Raw genomic sequence first — 26807 nt, 5'->3', positions numbered from 1 at the left:
ATAAGCATTAGCGGACATCATAACATTCAAAATCGGTCTTTTATGTCCACTAATACTTAACTTAAGTTTTGGTTTCGTTACTACACAGACTACTATATCCTCTCTAATGACTGTGATTGCATTGTCAAATACTAAAAGCATAACATCTATTTATATCATTTTAATGATTTTATTTCCTCGAATTCCCTCATTTTCTTTTAAAATATCGCTTTCTTCATGCCAGCCTTGTCCATGAACTCAACAGCTTTGATCTTCCCTGCCTTCCATTCCTTGCTTGTTATCCTCTTTCATGTACCAAGCATTAGAATTGAAACCTTTGAGATTACTGTTTCCTTAACCGCAAAGAAAACGCTAAACTTCATATATACTTTTGAGGATGTTCTGTAATACTAATTGGTTTTTATGATAATTATTCATAAGTGGATAATTCACTACGGGACTCGTCTATTGTATCCCTAGCACTTCTTAACGATTTTAAACATTTGCCTAATTTCGCTAAATCTGTTTGGCTCGCAGCATCTCCATAATTGTCTATAACAAATTGCAAGTTATCCATCGCCTTTAAAATAGATGAATGTAGACCCTTTAATTCTGTTGGGGGTTCTACATATCGTACACTAGAGATGAGATAAGACATTTTATAGAAAACATCGCCTACATCTGAAACCCATGATTTGTTTATAGTACCCTTAATTTCTGCATCAGCCTCTAAAATGCTAAATCGATTCGCCACATCAGATAGGTCCTTTAAATAATCATCCATTACCCATGCATAATGCTGCTTGTCTAAATGTTTATAATCACTTGTTTCGGCTCCTTGCTTTACTTCTTTTTGATTTCCTATATTTTTTTCATCTGCGGTTAATTCCTCAACTGCTGCTGTAATGGCCTTTATACCTTTTTTGCTACCAATAAGAGCGTCGATAGTTAAAATACTACAGATAAAAATCACAAACATGGCAATCCACTTAGCCCATTTCAGCATAAAAAAACTCCTTACTTAATATATTTCTCCTAATTTATAATATAGGATTAACAACCATATAAAAACTATGTCTCTTTACTTAATACCTTACCTACTATTTTCCCAAAATTGGCATCTTTAAGTAAATCTATATCATGTTAAAAATCCATTTTTAAATACAACATTATTAAATCTTAATATAACACTTCAATGTTGTTTTATCAAGAATATTTTTCCAAACCAAAAACCATTCATAGTCTCCTCTTTTCACCATTAAACCTAATTTATACATAATAAAAAAAGAGGATCGCCCCATAGTAGAGCAGATCCTCTCTTTCACTTCACATACACATAGGCTTCGTTTGCTGTTACATAATATGTTTTACCTTTACTATTGTGCACTCTATATTGTGATAAATTATTTACAATTACCTTTGTATCAATAATAAATCCTAAACCCATATCTACAGTACCAGCAACATCTTTATCCTGCCAAAATGGAGAATCATAGAAACGTAAATTATTTACTTTTGAAATAACTCTTTTACCAATTACTGTAGCAGGTTCAATGCCTTGGTAACGAATATATGAAGAATCATAATAAATCCATTGGTTACCACCAAGATGTAACCAGTTTCCTAATTTACTCCATACTTTATAAGCCTCACCTTTTTGTAACTTACGAATAACACTATTTTCTATTGATGGTCCAGAGCGGAGATTTACATTGTATCCTTCAATATATGCAATACCATTCGACTCTACTGTACTAGATATTTCATTTGGTTTTTGTGGTTTGGTATCCACTGTAACCGTGCTTCCGTTATAAACCTTTAAAACATCTGCTCGAAACTTAGCCTCAGATACGCCATGACTACGAAGATAATCCAGTGGATCTTCATGGTCTGTTCCACCTAATTTATAAGTAATATCCCTATGTGTCCATAATCCTTTAGAGGGATGAATATTTCGTTCTCGCAAGATTTCCCCAATTAATTCTATATATTTTGCATATGAACGTTTAAATTTCAATGGATCACTTGTCTCACACAATTCAATATGAACAAATCTTGCATTTGCTGCTGGACCTGCCCCCCATGCCTGATGTTTTGTAGATGCAATTTGAATCTTTTCATCCCAATCCACTGCGTAGTGAACAAACGCTGAACGCCATGTACGAGACTCATATTTTTGAATATTAATTGCTGGTGCCTCTGGGGTAGCTGTAGAATGTGCCACAACACCTTCATAAGCTCCAACACCATAACGGTATGGTTGTTTTGGTAAATCAGGAATAAGTAGAATTCTATCAGCAAGTACATTTGTTTCAATTGATAATACTAAAATAATAGCAACAACTATGGATAAAATATGCTTGTATTTCTTTTTCATTTTCTATCGGCATCCCTTTTTATAATTTTTGTATGGTCAAATAATCCACTAGCTGACAATCCGATAATCATTCCTTGAAATAGATTCATTTTAATATCTTGAGACAAAAATAAAACACCTAGCGTAATGCCAAGTGTTAAATTAAATAACGGAATATATTTTGTTTGCAGTCCAGTTGTTTTTGCAATTTGTGAAATTCCTACAACAGCCCCAATCATTGCCGTAATTTCAATCATTACATACCTCCTCCTTTCAAAAAGAAGGTAAGAGCAGCACTAATTAGTCCACCAATAATAAGGCGTAGGATCCAGGTTGTATTAGCACTGATTTTGTCTAATTGCTTATTAATATTAATAATATCCTTTTCATTACCTGTCGTCCGCATTTCTAAACTTCTAATTTCTAATCGTATATCCTTAATATCTTGCCTTATTTCCTGAACATCACCCTTCACCTCTTGTAAACTATCCATTTTACTACCTCTTTCCCACTTCTTACTTGATTAAAAATAAAAAGCCACTCATAGAGTAGCTCTTTATTCTCATCGTATATTAAAATGTTCTTCTTTTACCCATGTATTTTGTCCAATATCGATATAACCATCTTTTCTCGCAAAAATACCATATGGATAAGATCCATCTACATTTCCTTTATAATTTCCATTTGGGCCATCATATGTGTTAATACCATAACCTGCTGGATATTTTGAATAAGCATGGAACCACTGTACTTCAAAGTGTTCTTCTTTTGCCCATGCTTCCCAACCTAGACACAACATATTTTCATTCCCACCATACCAAGCAGCATCTATAATTAAATATGGCATTTTCGTATTAATGACATGACCTGTGAACCAAGCATCTTTTCCAGGGCCACTATATAAATTGATACCCCATCCTTCTGGGTATTTAGACGTTGCAATTCCTAGCCCTTTTGGTTGTAGTGGTTTATTATTATCTTTATTAAATGCTTTGTTTATCTTCTCAATAAATTGATCCAATCTTCCTTCATCAAGCATTCGGTGTGGGCAATGCTTTCCACTCCAGGACTTATGTGTACGTACATTACTAATCGGTATATTGAATTGTTTCATTAACTGAGCAATAACAATTGCTGCATTATCTTCCGCCTTGTAATATCTATCCCCACCGCTTAGAGAATAGCAAATTTCCACTCCGATAGATTTACGATTACCATTTCCGTTACCATCACCTGCATGCCAAGCATTACGATCAAACGGAATACCTTGTACCGCTTCTTTGTCATCTACTGCAACATGAAACGACACTGAATTATTATTCCCAATCATATACGATATCTCATTTTCTGCTGATGCATCATTGTACGTATTATGTACTGTGATGAATTCTGGTGTCATTGTATTGGGACACTTTATACCATATTTACTTGGATCCACTAATTTTCTTCTAATTTCCACTACTAAACATCTCCTTTTTCTCTTTATTTTTTATCATGTAAAATTCCATTGAATTATTAAGTCCATCTAGAAACTAAATGCTCATACATGCCGCATTTTATATAATGGGTTATGGTCCTCACATTCAAAAAGGAAAAAGAGCAACCTTTTACATCAGTTGCTCTTTCAAAAATCTCACTCTATATTCCGCCCAGCATTTTACAGATATTACTCTCATCTCAAGAGGTATGATAACAAGTTTTTTCATCCTACTTAATACATACAGATTTAAAGATATTATCTTACATTAAAATGCTCTTCTTTTACCCATGTGTTTTGTCCAATATCGATATAACCATCTTTTCTCGCAAAAACACCATATGGATAAGATCCATCCACATTTCCTTTATAATTTCCATTTGGGCCATCATATGTGTTAATACCATAACCTGCTGGATATTTTGAGTAAGCATGGAACCACTGCACTTCAAAGTGTTCTTCTTTTGCCCATGCTTCCCAACCTAGGCACAACATATTTTCATTCCCACCATACCAAGCAGCATCTATAATTAAATATGGCATTTTCGTATTAATGACATGACCTGTGAACCAAGCATCTTTTCCAGGGCCACTATATAAATTGATACCCCATCCTTCTGGGTATTTAGACGTTGCGATCCCTAGCCCTTTTGGTTGTAGTGGTTTATCAGAAGGATCAGTTGTACCACCACCATCTCCTTTTCCTAAGTAGTCTAATGGATTCACAGCATTACTCTTATTAACGTTCCAAGACCCTTTATGCAATTCAAAATGCAAGTGTTGACCACTAGAATCCCCTGTGTTCCCCATAACCCCAATAGTTTGTCCTTGTGTAACATAATCACCTTCTTTTACTGTTCGAGAACCGCTACGCATATGGGCATATACTGTTTCCCATGTAACCCCATCAATAGTGTGCACAATCATAATACATTCACCATAACTGGATGAAACATAAGAACGACTAACTCGTCCGCTAGCCGCTGCATAAATTGGATGATAGCCCGATTCAGCAAGGTCTATCCCATGATGATCTGGTCTGCTTCCCCGAAAACCACTTGTTACTCTCGTTGTATCTGTTGGATAAATAAATTTTGCCATAATAATCTTCCTTTCTATTCATACGTAATATAAAAAGGCACTTAAAAAAGCACCCTTTTATATTTTTTCTATATATTAAAATTTATAATTTAAAATCAAATAATAAAAAAACTTTGTTATTACCTTACATTAAAATGCTCTTCTTTTACCCATGTGTTTTGTCCAATATCAATGTAACCATCTTTTCTCGCAAAAACACCATATGGATAAGATCCATCTACATTTCCTTTATAATTTCCATTTGGACCATCATATGTGTTAATACCATAACCCGCTGGATATTTTGAGTAAGCGTGAAACCACTGCACTTCAAAGTGTTCTTCTTTTGCCCAGGCTTCCCAACCTAAGCAAAGCATATTTTCATTCCCGCCATACCAAGCAGCATCTATAATTAAATATGGCATTTTTGTATTAATGACATGACCTGTAAACCAAGCATCTTTTCCAGGACCACTATATAAATTGATGCCCCATCCTTCTGGGTATTTAGACGTTGCAATTCCCAGTCCTTTTGGTTGTAAAGGCTTATTGTCACCACCACCAGTTCCTCCATCAAAATCTACATATTGTTTAACAATTTCAGAGTAGAAGAAATTCCCTCCGTTTTTATATCGATAACCACCATTGTAAGCAACAGCGATAGGGTTACTATATTTCACCATAGCACCAGTCGTATTTCCAAGTGATGGCGCAACAACCGTTTTAGAATACAGATCTGCCACCGGTAATGAATGTTGTTTATTATTAGAAGCTAACCAGCGAAGGTAAGCTCGTCCAAAATTATATGATTGAACAATGGCACTTAAATCTGTAATGCCATTTTTCTTCGCATCATCAAAAGCACCCTTTAAATGCTTCACTCCGTAATAAATTGAATCTTTTGGGTTTTTAATTGTATTCATTGCCCATCCTTGTGATTCACTAGACTGCATAATATCAGGTGTCGTTTCAGAATTTCCTCCACTCTCCACCATAATAATCCCAAGTACGTAGGGAACTAATTCAGACACACCTTGTGCTGAACATTCACTTTCTACCATTGATTGCCAACGTAACACTTGTTGTGGCAGATTCTTTGTTTTAACTGAAGCAGCTAATATACTCATTATTAAATCTCTCCTTATTTTCCTATTATTTTTTTCTATAAAACTCTTACTTTACTAAGTACAACTAACACTTAAATGCACTTTATTTTTTAAAATAACTTCATGTTGCTCACCTTCTTTCACAACAAAAAGAGCAACCATAAAAATAGTTGCCCTTTCGTCGAAATCTTATATTACTACTATAAATCACTTTTTCAATACTTTCTGTACACTGCATGTATCCTACAAAAAGGTAACATTAAAACCCATCTACAAACTTGACAATTTTTCTTATTTCAGCATGTTTGCGTCGGATATAGCCTGTACTATAATGCAAGTCAAACGCTATTTGTTCTAAAGTCATTCCATCAACATACTTCATTTTAAGTATTTGATGATCTAATCCTGTAAACTTATTAATTAAAATCTTTAAATCAAATACTTCATTCATCTTATGTCCTAATTCATATTCAATAGCTTCAATCCGATCTTCTACTTTAGCCCCTTCCGATTCAGCAGTTAATCGTACATTTTGCAAGTCCCCACTAGTCCAGCGCTTTAACTCTGCTTTTGATTTGTCTAAGTTATATTCTAAATATGCAATTTCTTCTTCTAGTTTCTGATAATCTTTGAGCCAGTCAAACATATAACAATCCCCCTAATTTTCTTTATTAAAATTCTGCTTTTATTTTTATCATCAAAGATAAACTAAACTTTATTATCAATTTAATAAAATTTATAAATGTTAATTATGATTTATATTTTTTTAATAAAGTTTTTAATCTCTTACACTCTTCTTCAATAGTTAACTCATTATTTTGTATAGGCTGCTCCTCTCGAACTTCTTCTTTTTCATGTAACCATTCTGGTACCATTTCATTTCGCTTGGTATTCCCTGACCTAAATTGTTTTTTATTCTTACCAAGATCAAACTGTGCATCTAACATAGCTACATCCTTGAGTGTTTTTACCTTTTTGGCTTCCCAATTTTTAAGAATCCCACGTACATATCTCCACTTTGGTACATTTTCATCAATCGATCTATTTACTGCTTCCCCAATTAGTTCACTACCTAATGATTCACAAAATGCACCAAGCTCTATAATCGCTATTTCACTTAATGAAATTCTATTCTTTATTAAAAATTGATGACTTATTTTAAAATCATCATTTATTAACCTTTGTGAGATTAATTTTTGTTTATTATCATGACGATGATTTATATTTTGTATATCAGTATTTAGTTCTTTCGTACTTTGTATATTAGTATTTAGTAGCTTGTGATTTTCCACCGGTAGGTTATCAGCAACAGGATTTCCAGCAGGTAGGGTTTCCACTGGTGGAAAATCATCCATTGGGATTTCGTAAATAATTGTCTCCCACCTAACAATTTTGTTTTTTTCATCTCTAACAGGAAATCTTTTAATATATCCGTATTCTTTTAATTCCTGCATTCCAGATCTTAAGCTATTTATACCGTCTTTTGCATGTTGCGATAATTCCTCTCTATAAAACACCCAATCATCTGGAAGCGTGAGTATGTAAGCTAATATCCCTTTCGCCTTCCAAGAAAGTCTTTTATCCTTTAAACCGGTATTATTAATAACGGAATAATTATTATCTTTTTTTACTCGGAAAATCCCCATCGTATCTACCTCTCATATTTTCGAACCTTTGTTTACTTACTTATTGCATTCTTTAACTGTCCATTCACAGTTCTCTCATTCTGTCAAAATCAATAAATTCTTTTGCGATACCTATATCTCATCAACAAACCTTCTGCACTTGTTACAATCTCTAATCCAATCCCTCCATTATTAAAATTTCGAAGGTCCGAACTCACTACCTTTAACTTGCTCGTGACAAAATCTATTTTTCATTATTCTCAAACCAGAGCGAGGTTAAAAAGAACTTAAAGTTCGATTTATTACTAAAAAAAATATCATCTACACTCTTATCAAAAAACTGTGCAATCTTTCTAGCTGTCTCCATTGATGGAGTTCTTTCTTTTTGATCAATCATTCGAATATAGCGTTCAGTTACTTCGCAATAGCTAGCAATTTCTTTATATAAGTTTTTTTTCGAATCGTACATTTTATTTCCCATTATCCCACCTCCATAAGAACAATTGGTTCTAAATACAGATTAAAGAACTAATTGTTCTTTGTCAATGCACAAAAGAACTTTTTGTGCTAAAATGAATTCAAAGAGAACAATTAGTTCAATTAGAGAGGTGAACAATGTGATAGGACTTAGAATAAAATCCTTACGAAAAAAAGAGAATTTAACCCAAAAACAACTGGCCGAAAAAATCGGCGTATCCCAAAGAATGATAGGTTACTACGAATCAGAAGAGAGATTCCCTCCACATGATGTTCTCAGTAAATTAGCTGATTGCTTTTCAGTTTCAGCTGACTATTTACTTGGTCGATCTGTTACAGACGAACCAAACGAACAAGTAACGCCAAAAGATGAGAAAGATATAGCAAAAAGAATGGAAGAAATAAAGAAAGATCTACAAGGCGAAGATGGCTTAATGTTCTCTGGTGAACCTATGAGTCAAGAAGCAGTAGAGTCATTATTAGATGCGATGGAGTACATTGTAAAACAAACAAAAGTAATCAATAAAAAATACGTGCCTAAGAAATATCGTAATCCAGACGATAACTGATGCAAGCTTAGGAGGGAAAACATTGAAATTCGTCATTAGAGATCTAGTCCAACATCTTTGCACCAAATACAACACGAAAAACCCCTATGAGCTTGCAGATTACTTAAAAATACATGTACTAACATGGGATTTACATGAAGAAATAAATGGTTTTTATAAATATGAAAAAAGAAATCGTTTCATTGTTATTAATACTAATTTATCTCCATCTATGCAGAGAACTGTTTGTGCCCATGAATTAGGACACGCGGTTCTACATACTCATGCAAATACACCTTTTTTGCGTAAGAATACATTCTTTTCCGTTGATAAATTAGAGATAGAAGCAAATACGTTTGCTGCGCTTTTGTTAATTGACAAAAAGACCATTCAACCTGGTGATACAAAAGCATGTATAGCATACAAAAATAATATTCCAGTTGAACTATTAGAATTCTATAAACCTTTTTAAAAGGACTACAAGCTTCATATGGCTTGTAGTCCGTCTTATTCATCACAAAATGATTATCCTTTACGCGATTAACTGAATAACCCAATGCTCATGATAGTATATTTTAAAGAAAATAAAGAAAAGACACCCTAAAGTGCCTTCCTCCGAATTGAAACCTCTTAATTACATTGCATTATCTTTACATGAGAAAAGAAGATATCAATTAAGATCCCTTCTTTTACTTGTACAATTGATGTTAAGAAGATATGCATTGCCTAAATACGATAAAAAAACATAACAATCATCGAGTAAGCTTATTATAGCAGCAATACTTGAACTACCCCCACTTTCAATTGATCCCCTCATTTTGGAGGGACTATAAATTTAATATGCTATTCCCTATCCATTTCGAAATTAAACCTTTATAAAGTATTTTAAGTTTTTCTTTATGGCCCTAATGATTTCTCATTTCATTAAAATAGAATTATAAGAAAATATAGATTTTTTCTTACTGAATATATATGCACTAATTGTAAACTCTAATCGATGTAATAACATGATGAAATTAGGAGGATTTATATATGACATTAAGAAATTATAAGGTTTTAAAAGGAAAAGCTGTTAATACAGACATAGCTACGTCTGGAAAACCACATTTTGAAATCCATATTAAAGATGAACAGAACCACGATTACAGAATAGCTGTTAATATTAAGTCGGGGGCGCGTCCATCTGAAGTCCTTTACTTTGCTAGTGAAAATTTCAATTCTGAACAAATTACCAAATTACCAAATTTAAATTCTGGATTTACTTCAATAACCGAAAATAATAGAGATATTGCTCTAGACTATATTCGTGGAGGTTTATTTGATCCAAAGAAAATGATTGCTCTTCCTCATAATAAACCAGGTGCTGATAATGATTTGAAGGAAAAAATAGAGGGCTACATAAATGAAGCAATGGATCAAAACGCAACTATTTACGCTTTTGGCGAGGCATGGGGACCCGAGAAAAATGAGCCAGATAAATATTTTGATTTTGTACCTGGTAGCGGTATACATGATATTCATATGAATCAAGGTAATATCGCTAGATGGAAATCTGATGATGGAATATGGCAAGATGGTGGTCTTCTTATTCATTTTGAAGATGAAAATAGATGGGTAGGAATATTCTTAGCTTTCCAATCTCAATCGTGGTGTACAGATGAAAATGGCCACGCCACTAAACCAGCCAAACAGTGTGATCATTTACATTCAAATAATTAAGTTATAACATGGGTACTTTTAGACATGCATTAAGTTGCATTCTAAAAGTACCCAAACTAAATGCTTTATTCATTTATATTACTATTATATAAGCTGATTCTTATTTTCATTTCCTAGTTATCGTTCCACGTAATCTCGAACTTACTTTTTAGGTTTTTTAATCTATTCCCCTCTTCCATTTTCTATGCTGTATCATAGGCTACACCTGATACACCAATTTCAATACCGTTGCAAACTTAAATCTATATAATTAAATATTAAAATTAAATTTTAAAATTGTCTTTCTCATATTATAAAAATCTAATATTCATTTTTAAATCTAATACATTTTTAGAATTGAATATTTATAATTCTCTAATCACAAAATTTTTATGGTGTATCTATACTTTCAATAATAATTCCAAATGGCATTTCCTTCCGAAAATAGCACGTAACTTCATATATATATCAAAAATAAATCACTATAAAACATGTAAATTTACCAATTAATACTTGTATAAATAAATGAGTTCATTCACAAGTTATATTTGAAATACTGCTTTCTAAGAAAAATATAATTAAGGTGGTGAAACTATAAGAATGAAAACATCCATTTTTCCTGGTGGTACTAATGATTCTCATAAAGAATTACATGTTTCCGACACTTTCCCTAATCACTCTTCACCTGTTAATTCTATACAATCACTAGTGAATCAACTAAGCGAAAATCAGTTCCGGTCATATTTAACCCACTTGGTTTCATATCCAACAAGATTTTCTACTAGTTCTTTTTATGATAAAGCTGCAACATGGGCTCGTAAGATATTAGATGAAATGGGATATAAAACTAGTAGTGAAACAATCTCTGTAAATGATAAAAATAGCCAAAATATTATTGCTGACAAATTGGGTACGAATCGTAATGATGGAAACCATTTGATTATTCTTACTGCACATCTTGATTCAGTTAACCATAGTGGAGGGCCCTCATCTAATGCTCCTGGAGCTGATGATAATGGAAGTGGTAGTGCAGGAGTCCTTGAGATTGCTCGCATATTCAAAGACATACCTACACAGCACGATCTTCGCTTTATCCTTTTTGGGGGAGAAGAACAAGGTTTATTAGGTAGTAAACAACATGTTGAAAATCTCACTACTCTTGATAAGAATCGAATTCGCGCAGTTATCAATATGGATATGATAGGAACATTAAACACTTCAACACCAGCAGTTTTAATTGAAGGTTCACCTTTATCAGAAGAGATCATTAATGGATTAAGAAATGTAGCATCTTTATATACCGATCTTGACGTCAAAATATCTCTTGAACCATTTGATAGCGATCATGTTTCTTTTCTTAATAAGGAGGTCCCTGCTGTTTTAACAATAGAGGGCGAAGACTCATTAAATCCTAATGAACATACTGCAAACGATACTCTTGAGCATATCCATTATCCACTTGCTCTCGATATTTTACGAATGAATGTAGCTTTTATTGCTTCTCAAGTTACAAATTTAGAATGAAAGAGGGATTTTCATGAACAACTTTATCCATGAAGAAAGTTTCAATAACTCATCAGGTGATTCTAAAGAAACTCCCCCTACCAGACGTAATTGTGGAACTATGAGTATGCACGAAAAATTATTGAGGGAATCAGAAGAATACAGAAAAGAGCGAGAAAAAATTGAAAAAATGACTGAAGAATATATTAAAAATAAAAAGCGCTAAACATTTATATGATAACTTTTTAGTACTAAATTGCCGTATATAATTACTAAAAATTTAAATACAATCTAAAGGAGAAATTACTATGACAAATCATACCAACTCATCAGAAAAAACAATTACACCTACTGTGCGTAGATGCGCAACTATAGATCTTCACCATAAACTACTACAAGAATCCGAACAATATAAAAATGCACGTGTTGAAATAGAAAGTATGACGAATGAATACCTCAATAGCGCACGTGTACAAGAAGAAAGACCCGTTGTTAAAATTCCTGTTGTAGTTCATGTTGTATGGAACACTGAGGAACAAAATATCTCTGAGGAACAAGTTCATAGTCAAATTGATGTTTTAAATCTTGATTACCGTGCAGCGAACCCTGATATAGCAAACGTACCTTCTGTATTTAAAGATTCTGTAAGTGACGCTAGAGTTGAATTCTTTCTTGCTACAAAAGATCCTAACGGAAATCAAACAAATGGTATCACTCGTACCCATACAACTAAGCAATCTTTTTCACATTTAGATGATCCCGTTAAATCACAAAGTACAGGTGGAGTAAATGCATGGCCAGCTGATAAATACTTAAATCTGTGGGTTTGTAAGTTAGAGGGTGGACTTTTGGGATACGCCCAATTTCCTGGTGGTCCACCTAAAACAGATGGTGTAGTTATAGGATACAACTGTTTTGGCAATACAGGTACTGCGACAGAGCCTTACCATTTAGGTCGAACAGCTACTCATGAAATTGGACATTGGCTTAACTTATTTCATATTGGTGGCGATGATGATGGTGCATGCAGTGGCACTGATCGAGTTGCGGATACGCCAAATCAAGCAGGTCAAAATACTGGAAAGCCTACATTTCCTACAATTTCTTGTGATAATGGACCGAATGGCGATATGTTTATGAACTATATGGATTATGTTGACGATGACACTATGGTGATGTTTACAAAAGGTCAAGTAGATCGTATAGACGCATGTCTTGCTGGACCACGTTCATCCTTTCTTACAAACTGATGCAGTTATCTAATTTTATAACGCTGTAGTTTTAGTGTTAATTTATTAAAAAACACCTGAAATAAGTACTCTATAAATAATAGTAAATTAAATCTTGTTAAAACAAAAAGAGATGTCCTAGTACCATGTCTAGGACATCCTCTTTATTTTGCTTGTCTAAATCTCTAAATCCTATACATCTCTATCAATTAAACAATTATTAGATATATCTTCTACCTAAAACATCGTATTATCATTAGCTGCCTCATTTGGAATCTCTTGAATTACATCCCAGTGTTCGACAATCTTACCATCCTTTATACGAAATACATCAACTATAGCAACTCCCTTATCTTGAGAGTGAGCACGAGAGTGTACATGAAGAGCAACTGTATCTCCTTCAGCCACTACACGTTTAATTTCTGCAGAGGAGTTAGGATTTTTAACAAAATCCTCCTTAAAGAAATCCTTTTGTGGCTTATAATCTTCACTTACATATTTAGGAATGATATCAATATTATGTTTGTTAAAAACTTCATTTTGTGGGTATCAAAATAAAGACGTTAAAAATCTAAACCTACGTGAATGGAACTGTCCTTCTTGTCGTACACACCATGATAGGGATATTAACGCAAGTATCAATCTAAAGAATGAAGCGATAAGGCTTCTAACTGCAAGGATTTTGGAGATAGCCTAAGTAAAGAGACTTTTAATTCTGCATAAAAAATAGTTATTATTATCTCTGAAAATTTCTTGAAAATAAAAGTAGTTATGATTTGAAGAATAACTTTTCCATTAAATAATACACACAGTTTCCACATAAAGTGTCACGTGGTTTCAAGATAGTTTCTAACCCTATTTTTCAACTTTCTTTTCATGAAATTAAGTCTAATAATATTAATAAAATTCATTACATTAAGAGAAATACATGAAAAATATTGTTTTTTAAATTACTAATTGTACTATCTATGGTTATGATATGTAACCGGTTTAATATCAATCTTCATGCCGAAAATAAGAAAAGGTGCATATATACTAAATAGTATATATGCACCTTTTCTTATTTTTTTTTAAAATCCAACTGGCATCGTTACATAGGATCTACATTCAGTTTTTGCATCTGTTAGAGAGGCCCAAGTTAATGAGCAAGAACCATAAGTTACATTTACAAAAACGAATGCACAGTTATAATCATATTAAAAATTTTAAGTATCTCTTTTTCCAATTTCTCAAATTGTTAATACTCATTGGATTTCTGCTTGTTGCCAAACTTTTACTACAATATCTTCATCAACGTGCTTACTAATAGTTCTTCCCTTTCCCCTTTTAGACTAATTAGAAATAAAATCTAACTCACGTAAAATAAATCTCCAAATGGATTCTTCACCCGTAACGACAGAAACTCTGCCTACCATTCCCATATGTAATTCATCAAATTCATTTGTATCAATTGAAGCTTCCATTTCATACATATATGTTTTGGAATCTTTATCAAAAATAGGGTGGGCAGATATATAGGTTATAGTCCCAACCTGCTTATCAGTCTTTTTTAATTTAAAGGAATACTGCGCTTTGTCTCCTTTTTTTATCCCTTTTACTTCTTGAGCAGGCATTAATATCTTTATCTTTTTGATATTTTCCTTTGGAGTAATCGATATTAACTCTTGACCAGGGTCGACTAAATCACCTTTTTGTAAAATAGAGGTAAATTGTATAACACCATCATTTTGTGCCTTTATAACAGTCGTTTCACCTTGTTGATGTAAACTTTCCATTTCTTGTTTTTTTACAAATAGTTCCTCATCTACTGACTGAATACGCTGATTAATTGAAACAATAGCATCCTCTTTATATTTTCGTAAAGTAAATTTCTTTTGCTCTTGTTTTCCTTCCTTAACTGATTCAATTTTACTTCTTTCATTTTCTAATGTTACTTTTCTTTGTTCGACTCTTTTTTCTACATTAGTTTGTTGCGCCTCTAATGATTGAATCCTTTCATTAAATGAATCGATTTGTTCTGATGTCGTCTTTTCTTTCTGTTTTTGAGTAAATTTTAGCTCTCTTTGTATGTTTTCCTTTTCCGCAAGTAACCCTTGTAAAACCTCATCTTGTTCGTTAGGTAACTTATTATTCATGAGGGATTTAATCTCATTATCCTGTTCTTTTTCTAAAGCTTGATACCCTTGCTCATATGCCTTGTATTCATCACGTATTTTTTGATCTAAATCCTTAGAAAAAATTGCTTTTTCAGATTTAATACTCTGTTTTAGTTGTTCTAACATTGCTTTTTGTTCTTCTACATGTTTTATAACGTTATTTAGTTGATTCTGTTTACTTGTTAACTCCTGGTTCTTCAATTGGATTAAGGTCTCTCCTTTTTTTACTTCATCACCAGATTGCACAGAAATAGTGTCTACAATACCTACAATTTGCGTACGAATTGTACTGCTATTTGATTTCCCTTCAACTATAGCGGTACCTTTGCTAACAATATCTACTTTACCAACATATGCCCAAATAGCAAAAACTAATAGACATAAAAAAAGAAAGCTCAACAATATAGCTATAAAACGAGGCGGTTTTCTTTCTAATAACTCAACACTATCCGTTAATTCATCAAGAGAGTATATTTTAACCATATTGTCCACCTCGCATTGCATCAAATTCAGTCTCCAGATACTCTGCATGAACGGTTTGATTTTTCCATAGACGATAATACTCACCTTTTTGAATTAATAATTCCTCATGAGACCCTTTTTCTAGGATATTTCCTTTTCCCATTACAAAAATTCTATTGGCATGTTGAATGGTACTAAGTCGATGTGCAATCATGATAACCGTTATGCCTTTGGATCCTAAGTCTTTTAACATATCTGTAATATGCTTTTCTGTTGTTGAATCTAAGTTACTGGTTGCTTCGTCTAAAATAATAATATCTGGTTTTTTTAACAGTGCCCTTGCAATAGCTAATCTCTGTCTTTGACCGCCAGATAGATTTGAAGCATTTTCCTCTAAATGAGTTTCATAGCGTAAAGGTAAATCACAAATAAATTCATGCGCACATGCACTCTTACAAGCTTGAATAATTTCTTCTAACGAAAGCATTTGTTCTAATCCAAATCGTAAATTATCATAAATAGATCCACTAAAGAAGAATGAATCTTGTGATACATAAGCAATACGATCTCTTAGTGCTGTACGATTAACCTCTTTTATATGAAATTCGTCATAATATATGTCACCTTTTTGTGGTTCATAATAATTCATTAATAACTTAGCAATAGTCGTTTTACCTGAACCACTTTCTCCTACAAATGCGACTTGGTGACCTGATTGAATCGAAAAATTGATATTCTCCAACACGTTTTTACGTGTTCCATATCGGAATGTAACATCTGACCACTCTATATTCCCAGATAATGCTTTAGGAGAAACTTTACGATATTCTGTTTCATCTTTTTCTCCATCTAAATCTAAAATTTCATTTAATCGTTCGCCAGCAACTAATGCAGATTGCATCGTAGGTTGAATACCGATTAAATTTTCAATTGGATTTAAGAAATATCCTAAAAGTGCATTATATGTAATTAATTCGCCAATTGTCATATTTCCTTTTAGGACTTGTATTGCTCCCACCCAAAGAATAACAGTACCTCCAATAAGTGCTAAAACCATTTTAATAGAACCTTGTAAATTTGATAACATTCCTCTTTTAAATGTATGTTTTAATAAGTTTACAAAGCGATTTTCTGTTTGAAAAAACACTTCTTTTTCCGCATTATAGGACTTTATTGTCGCGATTCCATTTAATGATTCCACTAAATACGATGTTAATTTAGCATTACTTTCCATTTCATTACGGTTTATGGTCTGATAGGGCTTATGAAATAAAAAAATAACCCCTATATAAAATGGGATGAGAAGTAATGTAACTACAAATAAAGTGGAGCTTTGCACATATAATAAAATACCACCCAACAAAACCATAACTGTATCAATCATTAATGTAATAGTAATTGTCGATAAAGCTTCACGTATTTTACTTGCATCCATAAAGCGGGAAATAATTTCACCGACTTTTCGGGTTTCAAAAAAATTCATAGGTAAGCCTACAACATGATGATAATATCCAAGCATTAATTGAATATCCATCCGTCTACTTAAATATAGAATGAGGTGCGTCCGAAAATAGGAGAGTAATACTTTAAAAATGTATAAAATAACAATTCCTATAGATACTATATGCAGTGTTTGTAACAATTGTTTCGTAACAATATCATCAATTAAGAACTTAAAATAAAATGCGCCAGCAAAACCAAATATATTAAAAAAAATAGAAGCTATAAATAGTGGAAGTAGCAAGCTCATTTGAGGTCTTAATAGTGAAAAAAATCGAGATAATGTTCCTTGGGATTGCTTCCCTTTTTGGAAATTCTGACGGGGAGCCAGTAGTATCAATATTCCTTGCCAAATCTGACCGAAATCAACCGATGTATATGTAACAAGCCCTTGTGCTGGATCTGCTACATAAATTTTACCGTTCTTTACTTTGTGTATGACTACATAATGAAGTAGCCCACCGTCCATAACGACATGAGCAATAGCTGGCAAAGGTATTTCTGACAATGCATCTATGCTCTCTGCTTTTACACCCTTCGTATCAAAATCCAATCTATTAGCCGCTGTTAGTAAACCCTTAATGTTTGTGCCATGTAGGTCTGTTCCAGCAATTTCTCGAATTTTTGATATGGATATTGTAAGGCCGTAGTGGCGTGAGATCATAGCTAAACAAGCTGGACCACAGTCTTTTAAATCGTGTTGTTTGATACAACGAAACTTCTTTCGAACCAATATACTACCTTCTCTCTCAGTGATAAAACTGCTAAGTTACAAAACATTTTATTATCAAAGTGGCAGATACGAAATTTGCTATTACTTTTTACGTAGGGTATTTACTGTTTCTACAAATGTAGTAGCATCTGCATTCGTAATTTTATTAAATTTCAAGAATTCATCATTGTACTGCATTCGGATTCGAATTCCGAAAATATTCTTTTTCAATGTGAATGAAGAGATCCCTTCATAAAGGAATTCTTCAACTATTTCGTTTTTAAAATTCATAAAAGGTGTTCCGTAAAAAATCATTCTTTGCTCAGTGGCAACTAATATGCCGGGACGAGCACAATTTCGGTTGACATATTGGTCGAATGAACATTGTAATGTACACAATATGTTTTCAGTAGAATCCAATTGTTCCTTTATTTTTCCTAATGACTTTTGCATTCCAAAAACTCCTTACAATTTTATTTTGAGTTAGGATCTATCTCTCTTAGCCATAAATCCTAACTCAAAATAAAAGTATTTACAGTAGTTAGGATATACTATTTATTTACTTAAAAAATTTTCAATATTATCTTTTAAAGCATTTAAGTTTGATTTGATTTCATCTAGCATAATGTCATCCTTTATTATAGAAAACATTTGAAAAGCCTTTGCATAATTCCCCACATTAAAATACAACATGCCTAATAGATAAAAGATATGATATCCATTAGAATTTATTATGGAATAAGGAGATTCGACCTTTCTCATATGTTGAAAACTTTTCTCGGTAAGAAGTGAAATTTGAGATGACTGGTATTCCCAGCTACTGATTAAATTATAGTATAATCCATCAATACAATACGGGAATCCATTAGATAATTCATTAGCAATTCCATGTAGCGCTTCAAAATTATGATTATTATGATAGAGATCTGCTAACATTAAAAGAGATAATAAATAAAAATGATTATTTTTTTGCTCATTTTTACTATTCTTTATTCCTTGTACGAGTGTATGAATTACTGCTTCATCAGAATAACCAGCTAATTTTCTTTCTCTGGCTAAGAAATAAAACCATCTGATGTTGTCTGGTTCAATGCGTACCATTTCATTTTCTAAATCTAGATTTCTTTTATATTTGTTTTTTAATTCAATTATTTCTGGCTTGTACCCATCATGGTTAAGTACAAAATCAGTAGTAAAATAGATTAAGTCGTCCCCTTTTTCCTGGATATTATAACGTAAATCTTCATGGATCATTCCAAAGTATCTGAGATTATCATTCTTTTTAAAAATCCTTTTATTAAAATCCAACTCTTGGTTATCATGATTTTTAATTTTCGGACAGATAACCATTGGAGACTTAGGAAATTCATAAAATAATTCTAAGAAATCCCTTAAATCCTCTTGGTTGATTTCTAAATCCTCATCCGCATCAATCTGAAATATCCAATCGCCCGTCGAATAATCTATTAACTGATTTCTACATTCCGAAAAATCATCTTTCCACTCTGTGCAATATAATTTTACATCCGGGAATTTTTTTTGTATGATTTCTATTGTTTTATCAGTAGAACCAGTGTCTAAAACAATAATCTCATCTGCAAAATTTTTAATACTTCTAATACATCTCTCAATACATCTTTCTTCATTTAAAGTCATGATATTTACAGAAATCTTAATTCTTTTAGTGACTAGAAAGCTTTTTAGCATTTCTATAAATTGTATATCACTTAAATGATTTATCTCATCAACTGTGCCTGAATGTAATTCAGAAAGTAATTCGTTAACTTCTTCTGAATATTTATGAATGTGGTTTAACACTGCTAATCGTTTCTTAACCTTTTTTAATAAGCTATTATCATCAATATTCATTGTTAATAATTTATTACATGCTACTTCAAAAAAATTTATATTATATCTTAATTCTTTTGAAACATAATTAAAGTTTGTCATATATCATCCCTGCTTTAATGTAATAGCTACAGGGTTAGTTTTGTAAACTAACCCTGTAGCTATTATTTATTAATAAAAGTTATTAACGGCTACCATATGATCCTTTTAAGTAACCACCGCCACTAGAAGTGTATGTGCTACCTTTAATATATGCGTCGCCCATACCGCAACCATAAGGGAAAGATACAAGTCCTCTACCAAAGTCTGCGCCCCATCTTAGATGGTCTCTCCAGCCTCCACCATTAATTTCTTCTAATTCAATTTCTTCTAGATTTTTTAATAAACTATTTTCTTTGTTTAAAGTTTTCATACATAACATCCTCCATTTTTAAAAATCATTATATAAATATATTGTAAGCTTACAATATTAATTGTACACCTATAAGGAAACGTTTTCAATAGTTTTTTTACAAAATATTAATCTTAGATTATATTTTCAGAATAATATATTCAGTACACATTTTCCAAGTTTGCCCATCATTATGATTAATAGTATAGTAAAGTAAAGTAAAATACATAGTTCCTAACCAGGATTTATAATTTCACAACATGCCAAAGGAGTAGATCATGCAGAAACGTTTACATCATTTTATTTATAACTTAAGATTCCCTTATTTCATCATACTTATGACTATAGCTACATTTGTACTACCATTGTTATCCTTTCTTATACCAATAGAAGACGCGCAACGAAATCCGATTGAGGATATCTCTCTTATTCGGCAAGTTATATCTGGTTGTGTCGTAGCCCCGCTAATAGAAACAGCCCTTTATCAAATGTTTTTGTTTTGGATTTTAAAAGATATTCCATTTGTGCGTAAATACGATAATATCCCAACGATTTTTCTTTCAGCCATTATTTTTGGAACTATTCACTCATATGGGCTTTCCTATATAGTTTATAGCGCCCTAATGGGTGTTATTCTAGGATATTCATATTGGATTTATCAAAAAAAGAAAGAAAAAACATCCAAAGCCCCCTCCGCCTATTGGGTTGTTTTTTTAATCCATGCATTACATAATTTATTTACCTTTCTATTAAAAAATTTCTTTTAAACAGATTATGATTTGAACAGCAATATAAGGAATTTTCAAAGTAAAAATTATATTTCACCTTGAATTAAAAAATTCATAAAAACGCTATTCTTTCTGTATATTTCTACAAGAAGAATAGCGTTTTTTTAATTTAAATTAATATGAGATTATATTGGTTTAATAATTTTCATTCTAGTTTAAACTTCTTGCAAAAACTTTACAGAATTAAATCCTTATACAGCAAATTTATGCTTCCTGTTGCTGACTAAAGTCCTGCGTGGACTTTCCCGTATCGTAAATTCTGTAACCCCTTCTCATAATTATTGACTTACTTTTACTATTCACTTTAGATACCTTTGCATATTTTGATTTACTGCATAGACATAACATCCATTTATTCCTCGTGATATTAATACGTAATAAATAAATTTGTTTAATATAGGATGTTCACTCTTCATTATTTAAATCCGTTCCTTTAATCGGAAGGGCGTTTCGATCTTTATACTCTTTGGAATTTACAATGATGTTTGCTTTATTCAAATCATAGTCTCCATTTTCTTCACCTGTTTGACACTCCCACGGCTAAAACCGCAAGTCCTATACCTTACGGTGTAACGGATGGGATTCTTGAATGACTAAGCATTCGCAGTCCATTTCTGTTGTAATAGGATCTTTTATATCAAATAGATTCTTATCCTTTTGCGTAGACCATTTCAAAAAACTGTAAAACGATTGTCGCTTTACAGTTCGTTATATTTTTTATTACTTCCAAATACTTTTTCTACAGGATATTTCTCTGCATTCTTTACTAACTTAGCATGTACTACTTCTTGTAAATCAATAGTTAATTTATCACTTAGCATAAGTAAATAAATCATTACATCGGCCACTTCTTCTTTCATTTCCTGCATTTTCGTTTCTATTGCTTCTTCACTGGACTTCCATTGAAAAGTCTCAAGCAACTCTGATGCTTCTAAATTTAAGGAAATTGCTAGATCCTTCGCATTATGAAACTGACTCCAATTTCTCTCATCTCGAAATTTTATTACTGCCTTTTGCAAATCTTCCATCACTATTGATCTTCTCTCAATTACTTACGATCTCTTTAAAACAAAACTCATGACATCTAGAACTCCATCTAATTAACCTTAACCCAGATATAATCATCTTCATATTTAACATTTAATTTTAATCGAATCCCTTTCATATAGCCCTCTAATTGTTTTGTAAAATCCTTATCATCGGCCTGATCATATCTATCTACGTCCAAATATAACTTAAATATATTTCCTTTCGTTAAATCAAACTCCCATTTTATAAAATTATGTAGTATGTTTTCCTTACTCATGTAGCAATTAGCTTCCATATAATCTAATAATTCGTGTAGATTATAGTATACCAAGTTATTTGGTTTAAGCTCTTCACATTTGGGACAATATTCTCTGTATCTATCTTGTAATTGCATAATCATCTCTGTCCCACATTGTTTGCAGTTATACATGTAGCATTCCCCTTTACTGGTTAACCTAATTTTTCTCTCTTATGTTCTTCCTGTCCTTAAAATTGTAAATTATACTATTTTACTTTAAAAATATTTCTCTTATGCCACTTATAGTATGTTTTATTCTCTGGATAAATTGCTATCTTAACTTTTGGTATTAATCCAAACATCAAATAATCAGCTTCTACAATTAATGGAGAAATATGCACTTGCCCCTGTCCATCAAATGTGATAAATCCTTTATCGTAAAGAGCATCATGATTACAGCACAGTAGTACACCGTTATACGGATCTAAACGTTCCATACTTGTACTATCTTTCCATGGCTTTGAATGACTCGCTCTTAACAATTCTGGTAAATCTATTCCGCATAATGCACATTTCCCGTTCCAAAGCTCCATTAATTCTGCTCTAAACTTTTGTTGTCCAATTCGGATTTTTGCCTTTGTTTCGGATTCCGTCTCTGCTATCACCGGGATTAGTGTGTTGTTTTCTGTCCTTCTTACCGGATCCACTGCTAACTCTAATTGCTCATCATTTATTTTATAAACATTTAAGTCACTAATTAGTTCCATTAATTTAAGGGCTAGTTCTTCATTACAAGGGTATAAATAACCTTGATTTCCATTTGCATCTGATTGGAAAGGTGAGTATTTTATCGGCAAAAGTTGTGATATTACTTCAAAATTCTCACGAATATTTATTAATTTGTCTAATTCATGATATTGTAAAGACACCAAATAACCTTCGTTATTCCATTGATCATGGCTTTTCATAATCGATGGTTTACTCGATTCTTTACAATCTTCTACAGCAATACTTACTGCTACAATGTTTCCTTTTACATAATGAAAGACTTGATCTCCCTTTTTTACTTCCATCATTCTTTTCCATGAATGGGGTACATTACCGCCTTTATCTTTTTTGGGTGACCAAATAATTCCTAGTTTTTTTTCCTCTTGATATGTATGCCCCTGCATAACGATAAAATGATTCATATACTCTCTCCTAAAGCGTTAACTCATTACGCTGTTTTCTGTTTAATACAATACTAAATAACTCTCATATGATTAGCAAATTGTCTGTTTTATTTTAAATAAAAGACAACCTTCTCTAAAGAAAAGTACTTGTATCCCTTTTACTTAACAATAGAGCAATTCAACTTTATGACCATTTATAAAAACAAAAGAGTTGACCCGATAGGCCAACTCTTCTATTTAAAACTCTTTATTTCTCTTCTTCTTCTTTTTTTGCAAGTTCCCGTTCATTTTTAGCGATTAAATCATGAAAATGTTCTTCTTTATTTTCTTCAATATAATTCATAAGGTCTTTAAGTTCCATTTATATCGCCTCCTGTATTTATTATATCAATAATATAATAAAATGTCAGGATTAAATCTATTAATTACTTTAGTTAATTTATACGATATAAATTAACTAAAAAACAAGGACTGACTTCTCGTAAAACTGATCATTTCGAGATTCATCCACAATAATTTCTTCTACTCGTTTTGATTCTTTAAAAGCAAAAACTTCTGGTTCCTTTCCTGTATTATCATATAAAGTATAGCAATCTATTAAATCTTTAATTTTAGAAAATGTAGTAGCTACTCTCATATGACTATCTTCAATAATATGTTCAGGAACCAATCTTCCTGTTACTTTAAAACGTATATTAGATCGTTCTAAGGCCACTTTTATTGGGACATCCACAATGATTGCTTTAATGCTGAAACCCGCTTGTCTTAATTGTTGAATTAACTTTATGTATTTCACTTCATTTTTCATTGTACCATCATACATAAAGTTTAGTTTTCTTTTCATGCAGATCTTTAATAGTTTCATGGTAATATCACTACTCTCATCATGAACTAAAAAAGCTGCTTGTTTTATTGACTCAATATCTTCAGATTCCATTGCATCTTGATACTCTGGTATTTTTTCTTTAATCTTATCAGGATCTATCCAAATCATATTTTGTTTCTGAAGTTTATACCCCTTAATTACTAACTCTCCAATTGAACTTTTTCCAGCAGCAGAACCACCACCAAGTAATATAGCTTCAGGTTCCTGCTCTTGCTGTAATTGACCTTTTAGAAATGATTCAATAATTTCATTATGTAAAAGCTTACGTTCTATTGTGTACTCTCCATTAATTGCGTACTTTTCTCTAGTTGTTTTCAATTTTCATTCTCCTCTTCTATAAATACATTATTATGTCCCTTTAAAAATTAGAGACCTTATCCTTTAACTGCACTTATTACTTCAGTTTTTTGAAATTTCTATACGAGATTTCCCTTACTATGATTTCATATAACTCTTTTATCTAGATTCTCTATCCTTTATTTCTTTATCACTCATTCCTTCTAAACAATCGTCCTTCTCTGGAACTCAACACCTACTACATTTATCCACTTAAACAAAAAAAGGCTTCTTTAAGTCGATTAATTGTGCATAGCAAAATAAGCTTTATACACTAATCGGCTCAAAGAAGCCCTTTCATAATCAAAACAAGAATAAAACTTGTTTCTACAACTCTACCACATCACATAAGATGTGGGAATAAACGGAATCAAATATACAAACAATATAACTATATATTACATACTAATGTTTTTATTATCAAGAAAATTTATAAAATTATTCTTAACACAAGTATTTTATTGGTTTCCATCTGATAATTCCTTCCTCTAAAATATGAAAGTTTAAAGCATTAATAAATTATAAAAGGACAGCTATCCTTAGATAACTGTCCTTTTATTAAATATGCAATAAATATATTATTCTTATCGTATATTAATTATTCAAACTTAATGTTGATTAAAATGGTAAATATGGTTTTGGATCTACTTGTCCACCTATATACTGATTCTTAATTTCGAAGTGCAAATGGTTTCCAGTAGAATCGCCTGTACTACCTACTTTCCCTATTACTTGGCCTTGTTGTACATGTGCCCCTACAGTAGTTAAAATTGAGTCCATATGACCGTATAATGTCCAAAGTCCGTCTTCATGCCTAATAACCACTGCATTTCCATATCCACCAAATCCTTGACCTCTTACACCAAAACCAGCAAATTCTACTGTTCCTGATTTAGCTGCCATTATTGGTGTACCCTTTGCCGCTGAGAAATCAATACCTTTATGCACTGTCCCCCAACGACTTCCATACCATGAGCTAACATTTGGATTTTTGATAGGCATTTGATATTTAGAAGAACCCGAATCTGTTTCATGCGGATTCATCCACTTGTCGCCTTCCCACGTTTTAATCTTTAACCAACCACTAGTTGTCCCATCTATTATTCTAAAGTTCTGCGGACTATATAATGCTCCAGCGTTTGCTTTGCCTGAACTAAATGAAGGCTCGTTATACGCATAGAATGATTTATTTATGAATCTTTCTTCTCCATCTAGATTCAGCCATTTCTCGCCTTCCCATGTTTTAACCTTTAACCATCCATTAGGTGTCCCATCCACAACTCTAAAATTTTGTGGACTATATAATGCTCCAGCGTTTGCTTTTGCTGCATTAAATGAAGCTTCATTATACGCATAGAATGATTTGTTTATGAACCTTTCTTCTCCATCTGGATTGATCCACTTATAACCTTCATAAGTAGTTACCTTCATCCAGCCATTTTCTTTTTTTTCTACTACTCCCCAATTTTGTGGGTTAAATGGTTCTCCATAATTTGCTTTCTTTGCATTAAATGAAGGCTCATTATACGCATAGATTGTTTTATTGACAGTAATTTGTTCAGCCGTAGGATTCATCCACTTGTCGCCTTCCCACGTCTTAAATTTCAGCCAACCATCTATTGTTCCATCTACTATTCTAAATGTTTGTCGCCCGTACTTCGCTCCAGCATTCGCAACCTTTGATGAGAAAGAAGGTTCATCATATGCATAGAAATCTCCCATGACACGTTCTTCCCCATTCAAGTTAATCCAAACTGGACCTTCCCATGTTTCAATCTTCCACCAACCATTATCTCTTTTTTCCATAACTCCTACATTTTGAGCACCATACTCTGATCCACCATTTGTTTTAGCTGAATTAAAAGATGGTTCCTTATACCCATAGAATGATTGATTCACGTACTCAGAACTATTAGCAGCGTGAGTTACCATACTAAATGTCGAGATAGATAGAATAAAGAATAATAGCATTACACCCTTTTTTAGCATATATTCTTTTCTCTCCTTTCGAATAAATTTATATTTCGATTACCACATTAACATATTTTTCTTTATTTTTCTATATTTTTACTGGTAAATTTTATCTTTCATTTCCCTTTCTTATTCTCGGTTTGAATTCTCTTGATTTTTAAATTTATATAACTATACTGTTATAGCAATAAAAATAAATGCCCTATAGCATCAATACTTTTAATTTATCCAACTATAAAA

At 32.3% G+C, this 26807-nt stretch carries 27 protein-coding genes and 3 pseudogenes; 8 read left to right on the top strand and 22 right to left on the bottom strand.

The genetic code is table 11. The features are described from left to right. Positions 1-409: 409 nt before the first annotated feature. The 10 genes from ACTFRM_RS19620 to ACTFRM_RS19575 all read right to left on the bottom strand — a co-directional run bounded on the left by ACTFRM_RS19620 (position 410) and on the right by ACTFRM_RS19575 (position 8104). Positions 410-985: a hypothetical protein gene (locus tag ACTFRM_RS19620; protein WP_400589670.1), complete on the bottom strand. Its 576-nt coding sequence runs from the start codon at positions 983-985 to the stop codon at positions 410-412. 315 nt (positions 986-1300) lie between these two features. After that, the gene (locus tag ACTFRM_RS19615; RefSeq protein WP_088321850.1) at positions 1301-2356 is read right to left on the bottom strand and encodes an N-acetylmuramoyl-L-alanine amidase; all 1056 of its coding nucleotides are present in this window, start codon (positions 2354-2356) and stop codon (positions 1301-1303) included. Next, a complete protein-coding gene (locus tag ACTFRM_RS19610; protein WP_000570182.1) occupies positions 2353-2592 on the bottom strand; it encodes a hypothetical protein in 240 nt (79 codons plus the stop codon). Before ACTFRM_RS19610 ends, ACTFRM_RS19615 begins: the two co-directional genes overlap by 4 nt. After that, positions 2592-2828 (bottom strand): hemolysin XhlA family protein, encoded by a 237-nt coding sequence (locus tag ACTFRM_RS19605; protein WP_000377826.1) that lies wholly within the window; start codon positions 2826-2828, stop codon positions 2592-2594. The genes ACTFRM_RS19610 and ACTFRM_RS19605 overlap by 1 nt, the downstream gene beginning before the upstream one ends. A 69-nt stretch (positions 2829-2897) precedes the next feature. Next, entirely contained in the window at positions 2898-3794 is an 897-nt protein-coding gene (locus ACTFRM_RS19600) for a peptidoglycan recognition protein family protein (protein WP_322372717.1), read from the bottom strand. Between the two features lie 276 nt (positions 3795-4070). Next, the gene (locus ACTFRM_RS19595; protein WP_322372716.1) at positions 4071-4913 is read right to left on the bottom strand and encodes a M23 family metallopeptidase; all 843 of its coding nucleotides are present in this window, start codon (positions 4911-4913) and stop codon (positions 4071-4073) included. Positions 4914-5032: 119 nt separating this feature from the next. Then, positions 5033-6019: a lysozyme family protein gene (locus tag ACTFRM_RS19590; protein ID WP_322372715.1), complete on the bottom strand. Its 987-nt coding sequence runs from the start codon at positions 6017-6019 to the stop codon at positions 5033-5035. 238 nt (positions 6020-6257) lie between these two features. Further along, a complete protein-coding gene (locus ACTFRM_RS19585; RefSeq protein WP_065705261.1) occupies positions 6258-6644 on the bottom strand; it encodes a hypothetical protein in 387 nt (128 codons plus the stop codon). Between the two features lie 103 nt (positions 6645-6747). Then, positions 6748-7644 carry a DnaD domain protein gene (locus ACTFRM_RS19580; RefSeq protein WP_322372714.1) on the bottom strand — a complete coding sequence of 299 codons (897 nt, stop codon included), beginning with the start codon at positions 7642-7644 and terminating at the stop codon, positions 6748-6750. A 223-nt stretch (positions 7645-7867) separates the two neighbouring features. After that, complete coding sequence (locus ACTFRM_RS19575; RefSeq protein ID WP_000527106.1) at positions 7868-8104, bottom strand: helix-turn-helix transcriptional regulator; 237 nt, start codon at positions 8102-8104, stop codon at positions 7868-7870. Positions 8105-8240: 136 nt separating this feature from the next. Between ACTFRM_RS19575 and ACTFRM_RS19570 the strand changes: the two genes are divergently transcribed. The 6 genes from ACTFRM_RS19570 (at position 8241) to ACTFRM_RS19545 (ending at position 13099) form a co-directional block, all read left to right on the top strand. Beyond that, entirely contained in the window at positions 8241-8669 is a 429-nt protein-coding gene (locus ACTFRM_RS19570; protein ID WP_078984856.1) for a helix-turn-helix domain-containing protein, read from the top strand. Between the two features lie 22 nt (positions 8670-8691). After that, positions 8692-9120, top strand: a complete 429-nt coding sequence (locus tag ACTFRM_RS19565) for an ImmA/IrrE family metallo-endopeptidase (protein ID WP_098450982.1) — start codon at positions 8692-8694, stop codon at positions 9118-9120. A 560-nt stretch (positions 9121-9680) separates the two neighbouring features. Next, positions 9681-10367, top strand: a complete 687-nt coding sequence (locus ACTFRM_RS19560) for a YukJ family protein (protein WP_000175370.1) — start codon at positions 9681-9683, stop codon at positions 10365-10367. A 579-nt stretch (positions 10368-10946) separates the two neighbouring features. Continuing rightward, the gene (locus ACTFRM_RS19555) at positions 10947-11870 is read left to right on the top strand and encodes a M28 family metallopeptidase (RefSeq protein WP_322372712.1); all 924 of its coding nucleotides are present in this window, start codon (positions 10947-10949) and stop codon (positions 11868-11870) included. A 13-nt stretch (positions 11871-11883) separates the two neighbouring features. Next, on the top strand, positions 11884-12075 hold the full coding sequence (locus ACTFRM_RS19550; protein ID WP_001058668.1) for a hypothetical protein: 192 nt from the start codon (positions 11884-11886) through the stop codon (positions 12073-12075). A gap of 82 nt (positions 12076-12157) precedes the next feature. Next, a complete protein-coding gene (locus ACTFRM_RS19545; protein ID WP_000181486.1) occupies positions 12158-13099 on the top strand; it encodes a zinc metalloprotease in 942 nt (313 codons plus the stop codon). 216 nt (positions 13100-13315) lie between these two features. Here ACTFRM_RS19545 and ACTFRM_RS19540 read toward each other — a convergent pair. Then, positions 13316-13618 (bottom strand): annotated as a pseudogene (locus ACTFRM_RS19540) (nuclear transport factor 2 family protein); the annotation flags it as partial. Between ACTFRM_RS19540 and ACTFRM_RS19535 the strand changes: the two are divergent. Then, positions 13614-13775, top strand: a pseudogene (locus ACTFRM_RS19535) (zinc ribbon domain-containing protein); the annotation flags it as partial. The pseudogenes ACTFRM_RS19540 and ACTFRM_RS19535 sit on opposite strands and share 5 nt — an antisense overlap. A gap of 634 nt (positions 13776-14409) precedes the next feature. Here ACTFRM_RS19535 and ACTFRM_RS19530 read toward each other — a convergent pair. From ACTFRM_RS19530 to ACTFRM_RS19510, 5 genes are all read right to left on the bottom strand, one after another. After that, positions 14410-15717, bottom strand: a complete 1308-nt coding sequence (locus ACTFRM_RS19530; RefSeq protein ID WP_000239149.1) for an HlyD family efflux transporter periplasmic adaptor subunit — start codon at positions 15715-15717, stop codon at positions 14410-14412. After that, positions 15710-17929 (bottom strand): peptidase domain-containing ABC transporter, encoded by a 2220-nt coding sequence (locus ACTFRM_RS19525; protein ID WP_000251809.1) that lies wholly within the window; start codon positions 17927-17929, stop codon positions 15710-15712. The genes ACTFRM_RS19530 and ACTFRM_RS19525 overlap by 8 nt, the downstream gene beginning before the upstream one ends. Positions 17930-18010: 81 nt before the next feature. Next, complete coding sequence (locus ACTFRM_RS19520; protein ID WP_001172489.1) at positions 18011-18361, bottom strand: PH domain-containing protein; 351 nt, start codon at positions 18359-18361, stop codon at positions 18011-18013. 102 nt (positions 18362-18463) lie between these two features. Then, positions 18464-19858, bottom strand: coding sequence for a glycosyltransferase family 2 protein (locus ACTFRM_RS19515; RefSeq protein WP_173601109.1), 1395 nt, complete (start codon positions 19856-19858; stop codon positions 18464-18466). Positions 19859-19940: 82 nt separating this feature from the next. After that, on the bottom strand, positions 19941-20168 hold the full coding sequence (locus tag ACTFRM_RS19510; protein WP_000854592.1) for a hypothetical protein: 228 nt from the start codon (positions 20166-20168) through the stop codon (positions 19941-19943). Positions 20169-20425: 257 nt separating this feature from the next. On the opposite strand from ACTFRM_RS19510, the gene ACTFRM_RS19505 reads away from it, so the two are divergent. Then, positions 20426-20914, top strand: a complete 489-nt coding sequence (locus ACTFRM_RS19505; protein ID WP_001172082.1) for a CPBP family intramembrane glutamic endopeptidase — start codon at positions 20426-20428, stop codon at positions 20912-20914. A 320-nt stretch (positions 20915-21234) separates the two neighbouring features. Here the strand turns inward: ACTFRM_RS19505 and ACTFRM_RS19500 are convergent. From ACTFRM_RS19500 to ACTFRM_RS19475, 6 genes and pseudogenes are all read right to left on the bottom strand, one after another. Then, a pseudogene (locus tag ACTFRM_RS19500) lies at positions 21235-21460 on the bottom strand (hypothetical protein); the annotation flags it as partial. A gap of 173 nt (positions 21461-21633) precedes the next feature. After that, entirely contained in the window at positions 21634-21963 is a 330-nt protein-coding gene (locus ACTFRM_RS19495) for a nucleotide pyrophosphohydrolase (RefSeq protein WP_000389843.1), read from the bottom strand. Between the two features lie 68 nt (positions 21964-22031). Next, a complete protein-coding gene (locus ACTFRM_RS19490; RefSeq protein ID WP_000282128.1) occupies positions 22032-22394 on the bottom strand; it encodes a hypothetical protein in 363 nt (120 codons plus the stop codon). A gap of 74 nt (positions 22395-22468) precedes the next feature. Continuing rightward, positions 22469-23392 carry an HNH endonuclease gene (locus ACTFRM_RS19485; RefSeq protein ID WP_098348315.1) on the bottom strand — a complete coding sequence of 308 codons (924 nt, stop codon included), beginning with the start codon at positions 23390-23392 and terminating at the stop codon, positions 22469-22471. Between the two features lie 439 nt (positions 23393-23831). Continuing rightward, positions 23832-24578, bottom strand: a complete 747-nt coding sequence (locus ACTFRM_RS19480) for a zeta toxin family protein (RefSeq protein ID WP_000859041.1) — start codon at positions 24576-24578, stop codon at positions 23832-23834. 636 nt (positions 24579-25214) lie between these two features. Then, on the bottom strand, positions 25215-26585 hold the full coding sequence (locus ACTFRM_RS19475) for a M23 family metallopeptidase (RefSeq protein ID WP_088322599.1): 1371 nt from the start codon (positions 26583-26585) through the stop codon (positions 25215-25217). Between the last annotated feature and the right edge of the window lie 222 nt (positions 26586-26807).

The organism is Bacillus cereus group sp. MYBK227-1 (assembly GCF_051916325.1).
Classification (GTDB): Bacteria; Bacillota; Bacilli; order Bacillales; family Bacillaceae_G; genus Bacillus_A; species Bacillus_A cereus.
The sequence above is the reverse complement of the archived record's forward strand: the minus strand, read 5'-3'. Positions and strand labels throughout refer to the sequence as shown.

Bases quoted from the DNA above. Each gene is read 5' to 3' on its own strand.
- ACTFRM_RS19595 (WP_322372716.1), bottom strand. From the start codon at position 4,913: ATGGCAAAATTTATTTATCCAACAGATACAACGAGAGTAACAAGTGGT.
- ACTFRM_RS19615 (WP_088321850.1), bottom strand. From the start codon at position 2,356: ATGAAAAAGAAATACAAGCATATTTTATCCATAGTTGTTGCTATTATT.
- ACTFRM_RS19575 (WP_000527106.1), bottom strand. From the start codon at position 8,104: ATGGGAAATAAAATGTACGATTCGAAAAAAAACTTATATAAAGAAATT.
- ACTFRM_RS19490 (WP_000282128.1), bottom strand. From the start codon at position 22,394: ATGTATAACTGCAAACAATGTGGGACAGAGATGATTATGCAATTACAA.
- ACTFRM_RS19515 (WP_173601109.1), bottom strand. From the start codon at position 19,858: ATGACAAACTTTAATTATGTTTCAAAAGAATTAAGATATAATATAAAT.
- ACTFRM_RS19620 (WP_400589670.1), bottom strand. From the start codon at position 985: ATGCTGAAATGGGCTAAGTGGATTGCCATGTTTGTGATTTTTATCTGT.
- ACTFRM_RS19605 (WP_000377826.1), bottom strand. From the start codon at position 2,828: ATGGATAGTTTACAAGAGGTGAAGGGTGATGTTCAGGAAATAAGGCAA.
- ACTFRM_RS19505 (WP_001172082.1), top strand. From the start codon at position 20,426: ATGCAGAAACGTTTACATCATTTTATTTATAACTTAAGATTCCCTTAT.
- ACTFRM_RS19510 (WP_000854592.1), bottom strand. From the start codon at position 20,168: ATGAAAACTTTAAACAAAGAAAATAGTTTATTAAAAAATCTAGAAGAA.
- ACTFRM_RS19555 (WP_322372712.1), top strand. From the start codon at position 10,947: ATGAAAACATCCATTTTTCCTGGTGGTACTAATGATTCTCATAAAGAA.
- ACTFRM_RS19545 (WP_000181486.1), top strand. From the start codon at position 12,158: ATGACAAATCATACCAACTCATCAGAAAAAACAATTACACCTACTGTG.
- ACTFRM_RS19520 (WP_001172489.1), bottom strand. From the start codon at position 18,361: ATGCAAAAGTCATTAGGAAAAATAAAGGAACAATTGGATTCTACTGAA.
- ACTFRM_RS19530 (WP_000239149.1), bottom strand. From the start codon at position 15,717: ATGGTTAAAATATACTCTCTTGATGAATTAACGGATAGTGTTGAGTTA.
- ACTFRM_RS19580 (WP_322372714.1), bottom strand. From the start codon at position 7,644: ATGGGGATTTTCCGAGTAAAAAAAGATAATAATTATTCCGTTATTAAT.
- ACTFRM_RS19550 (WP_001058668.1), top strand. From the start codon at position 11,884: ATGAACAACTTTATCCATGAAGAAAGTTTCAATAACTCATCAGGTGAT.
- ACTFRM_RS19475 (WP_088322599.1), bottom strand. From the start codon at position 26,585: ATGCTAAAAAAGGGTGTAATGCTATTATTCTTTATTCTATCTATCTCG.
- ACTFRM_RS19560 (WP_000175370.1), top strand. From the start codon at position 9,681: ATGACATTAAGAAATTATAAGGTTTTAAAAGGAAAAGCTGTTAATACA.
- ACTFRM_RS19585 (WP_065705261.1), bottom strand. From the start codon at position 6,644: ATGTTTGACTGGCTCAAAGATTATCAGAAACTAGAAGAAGAAATTGCA.
- ACTFRM_RS19495 (WP_000389843.1), bottom strand. From the start codon at position 21,963: ATGGAAGATTTGCAAAAGGCAGTAATAAAATTTCGAGATGAGAGAAAT.
- ACTFRM_RS19485 (WP_098348315.1), bottom strand. From the start codon at position 23,392: ATGAATCATTTTATCGTTATGCAGGGGCATACATATCAAGAGGAAAAA.
- ACTFRM_RS19590 (WP_322372715.1), bottom strand. From the start codon at position 6,019: ATGAGTATATTAGCTGCTTCAGTTAAAACAAAGAATCTGCCACAACAA.
- ACTFRM_RS19610 (WP_000570182.1), bottom strand. From the start codon at position 2,592: ATGATTGAAATTACGGCAATGATTGGGGCTGTTGTAGGAATTTCACAA.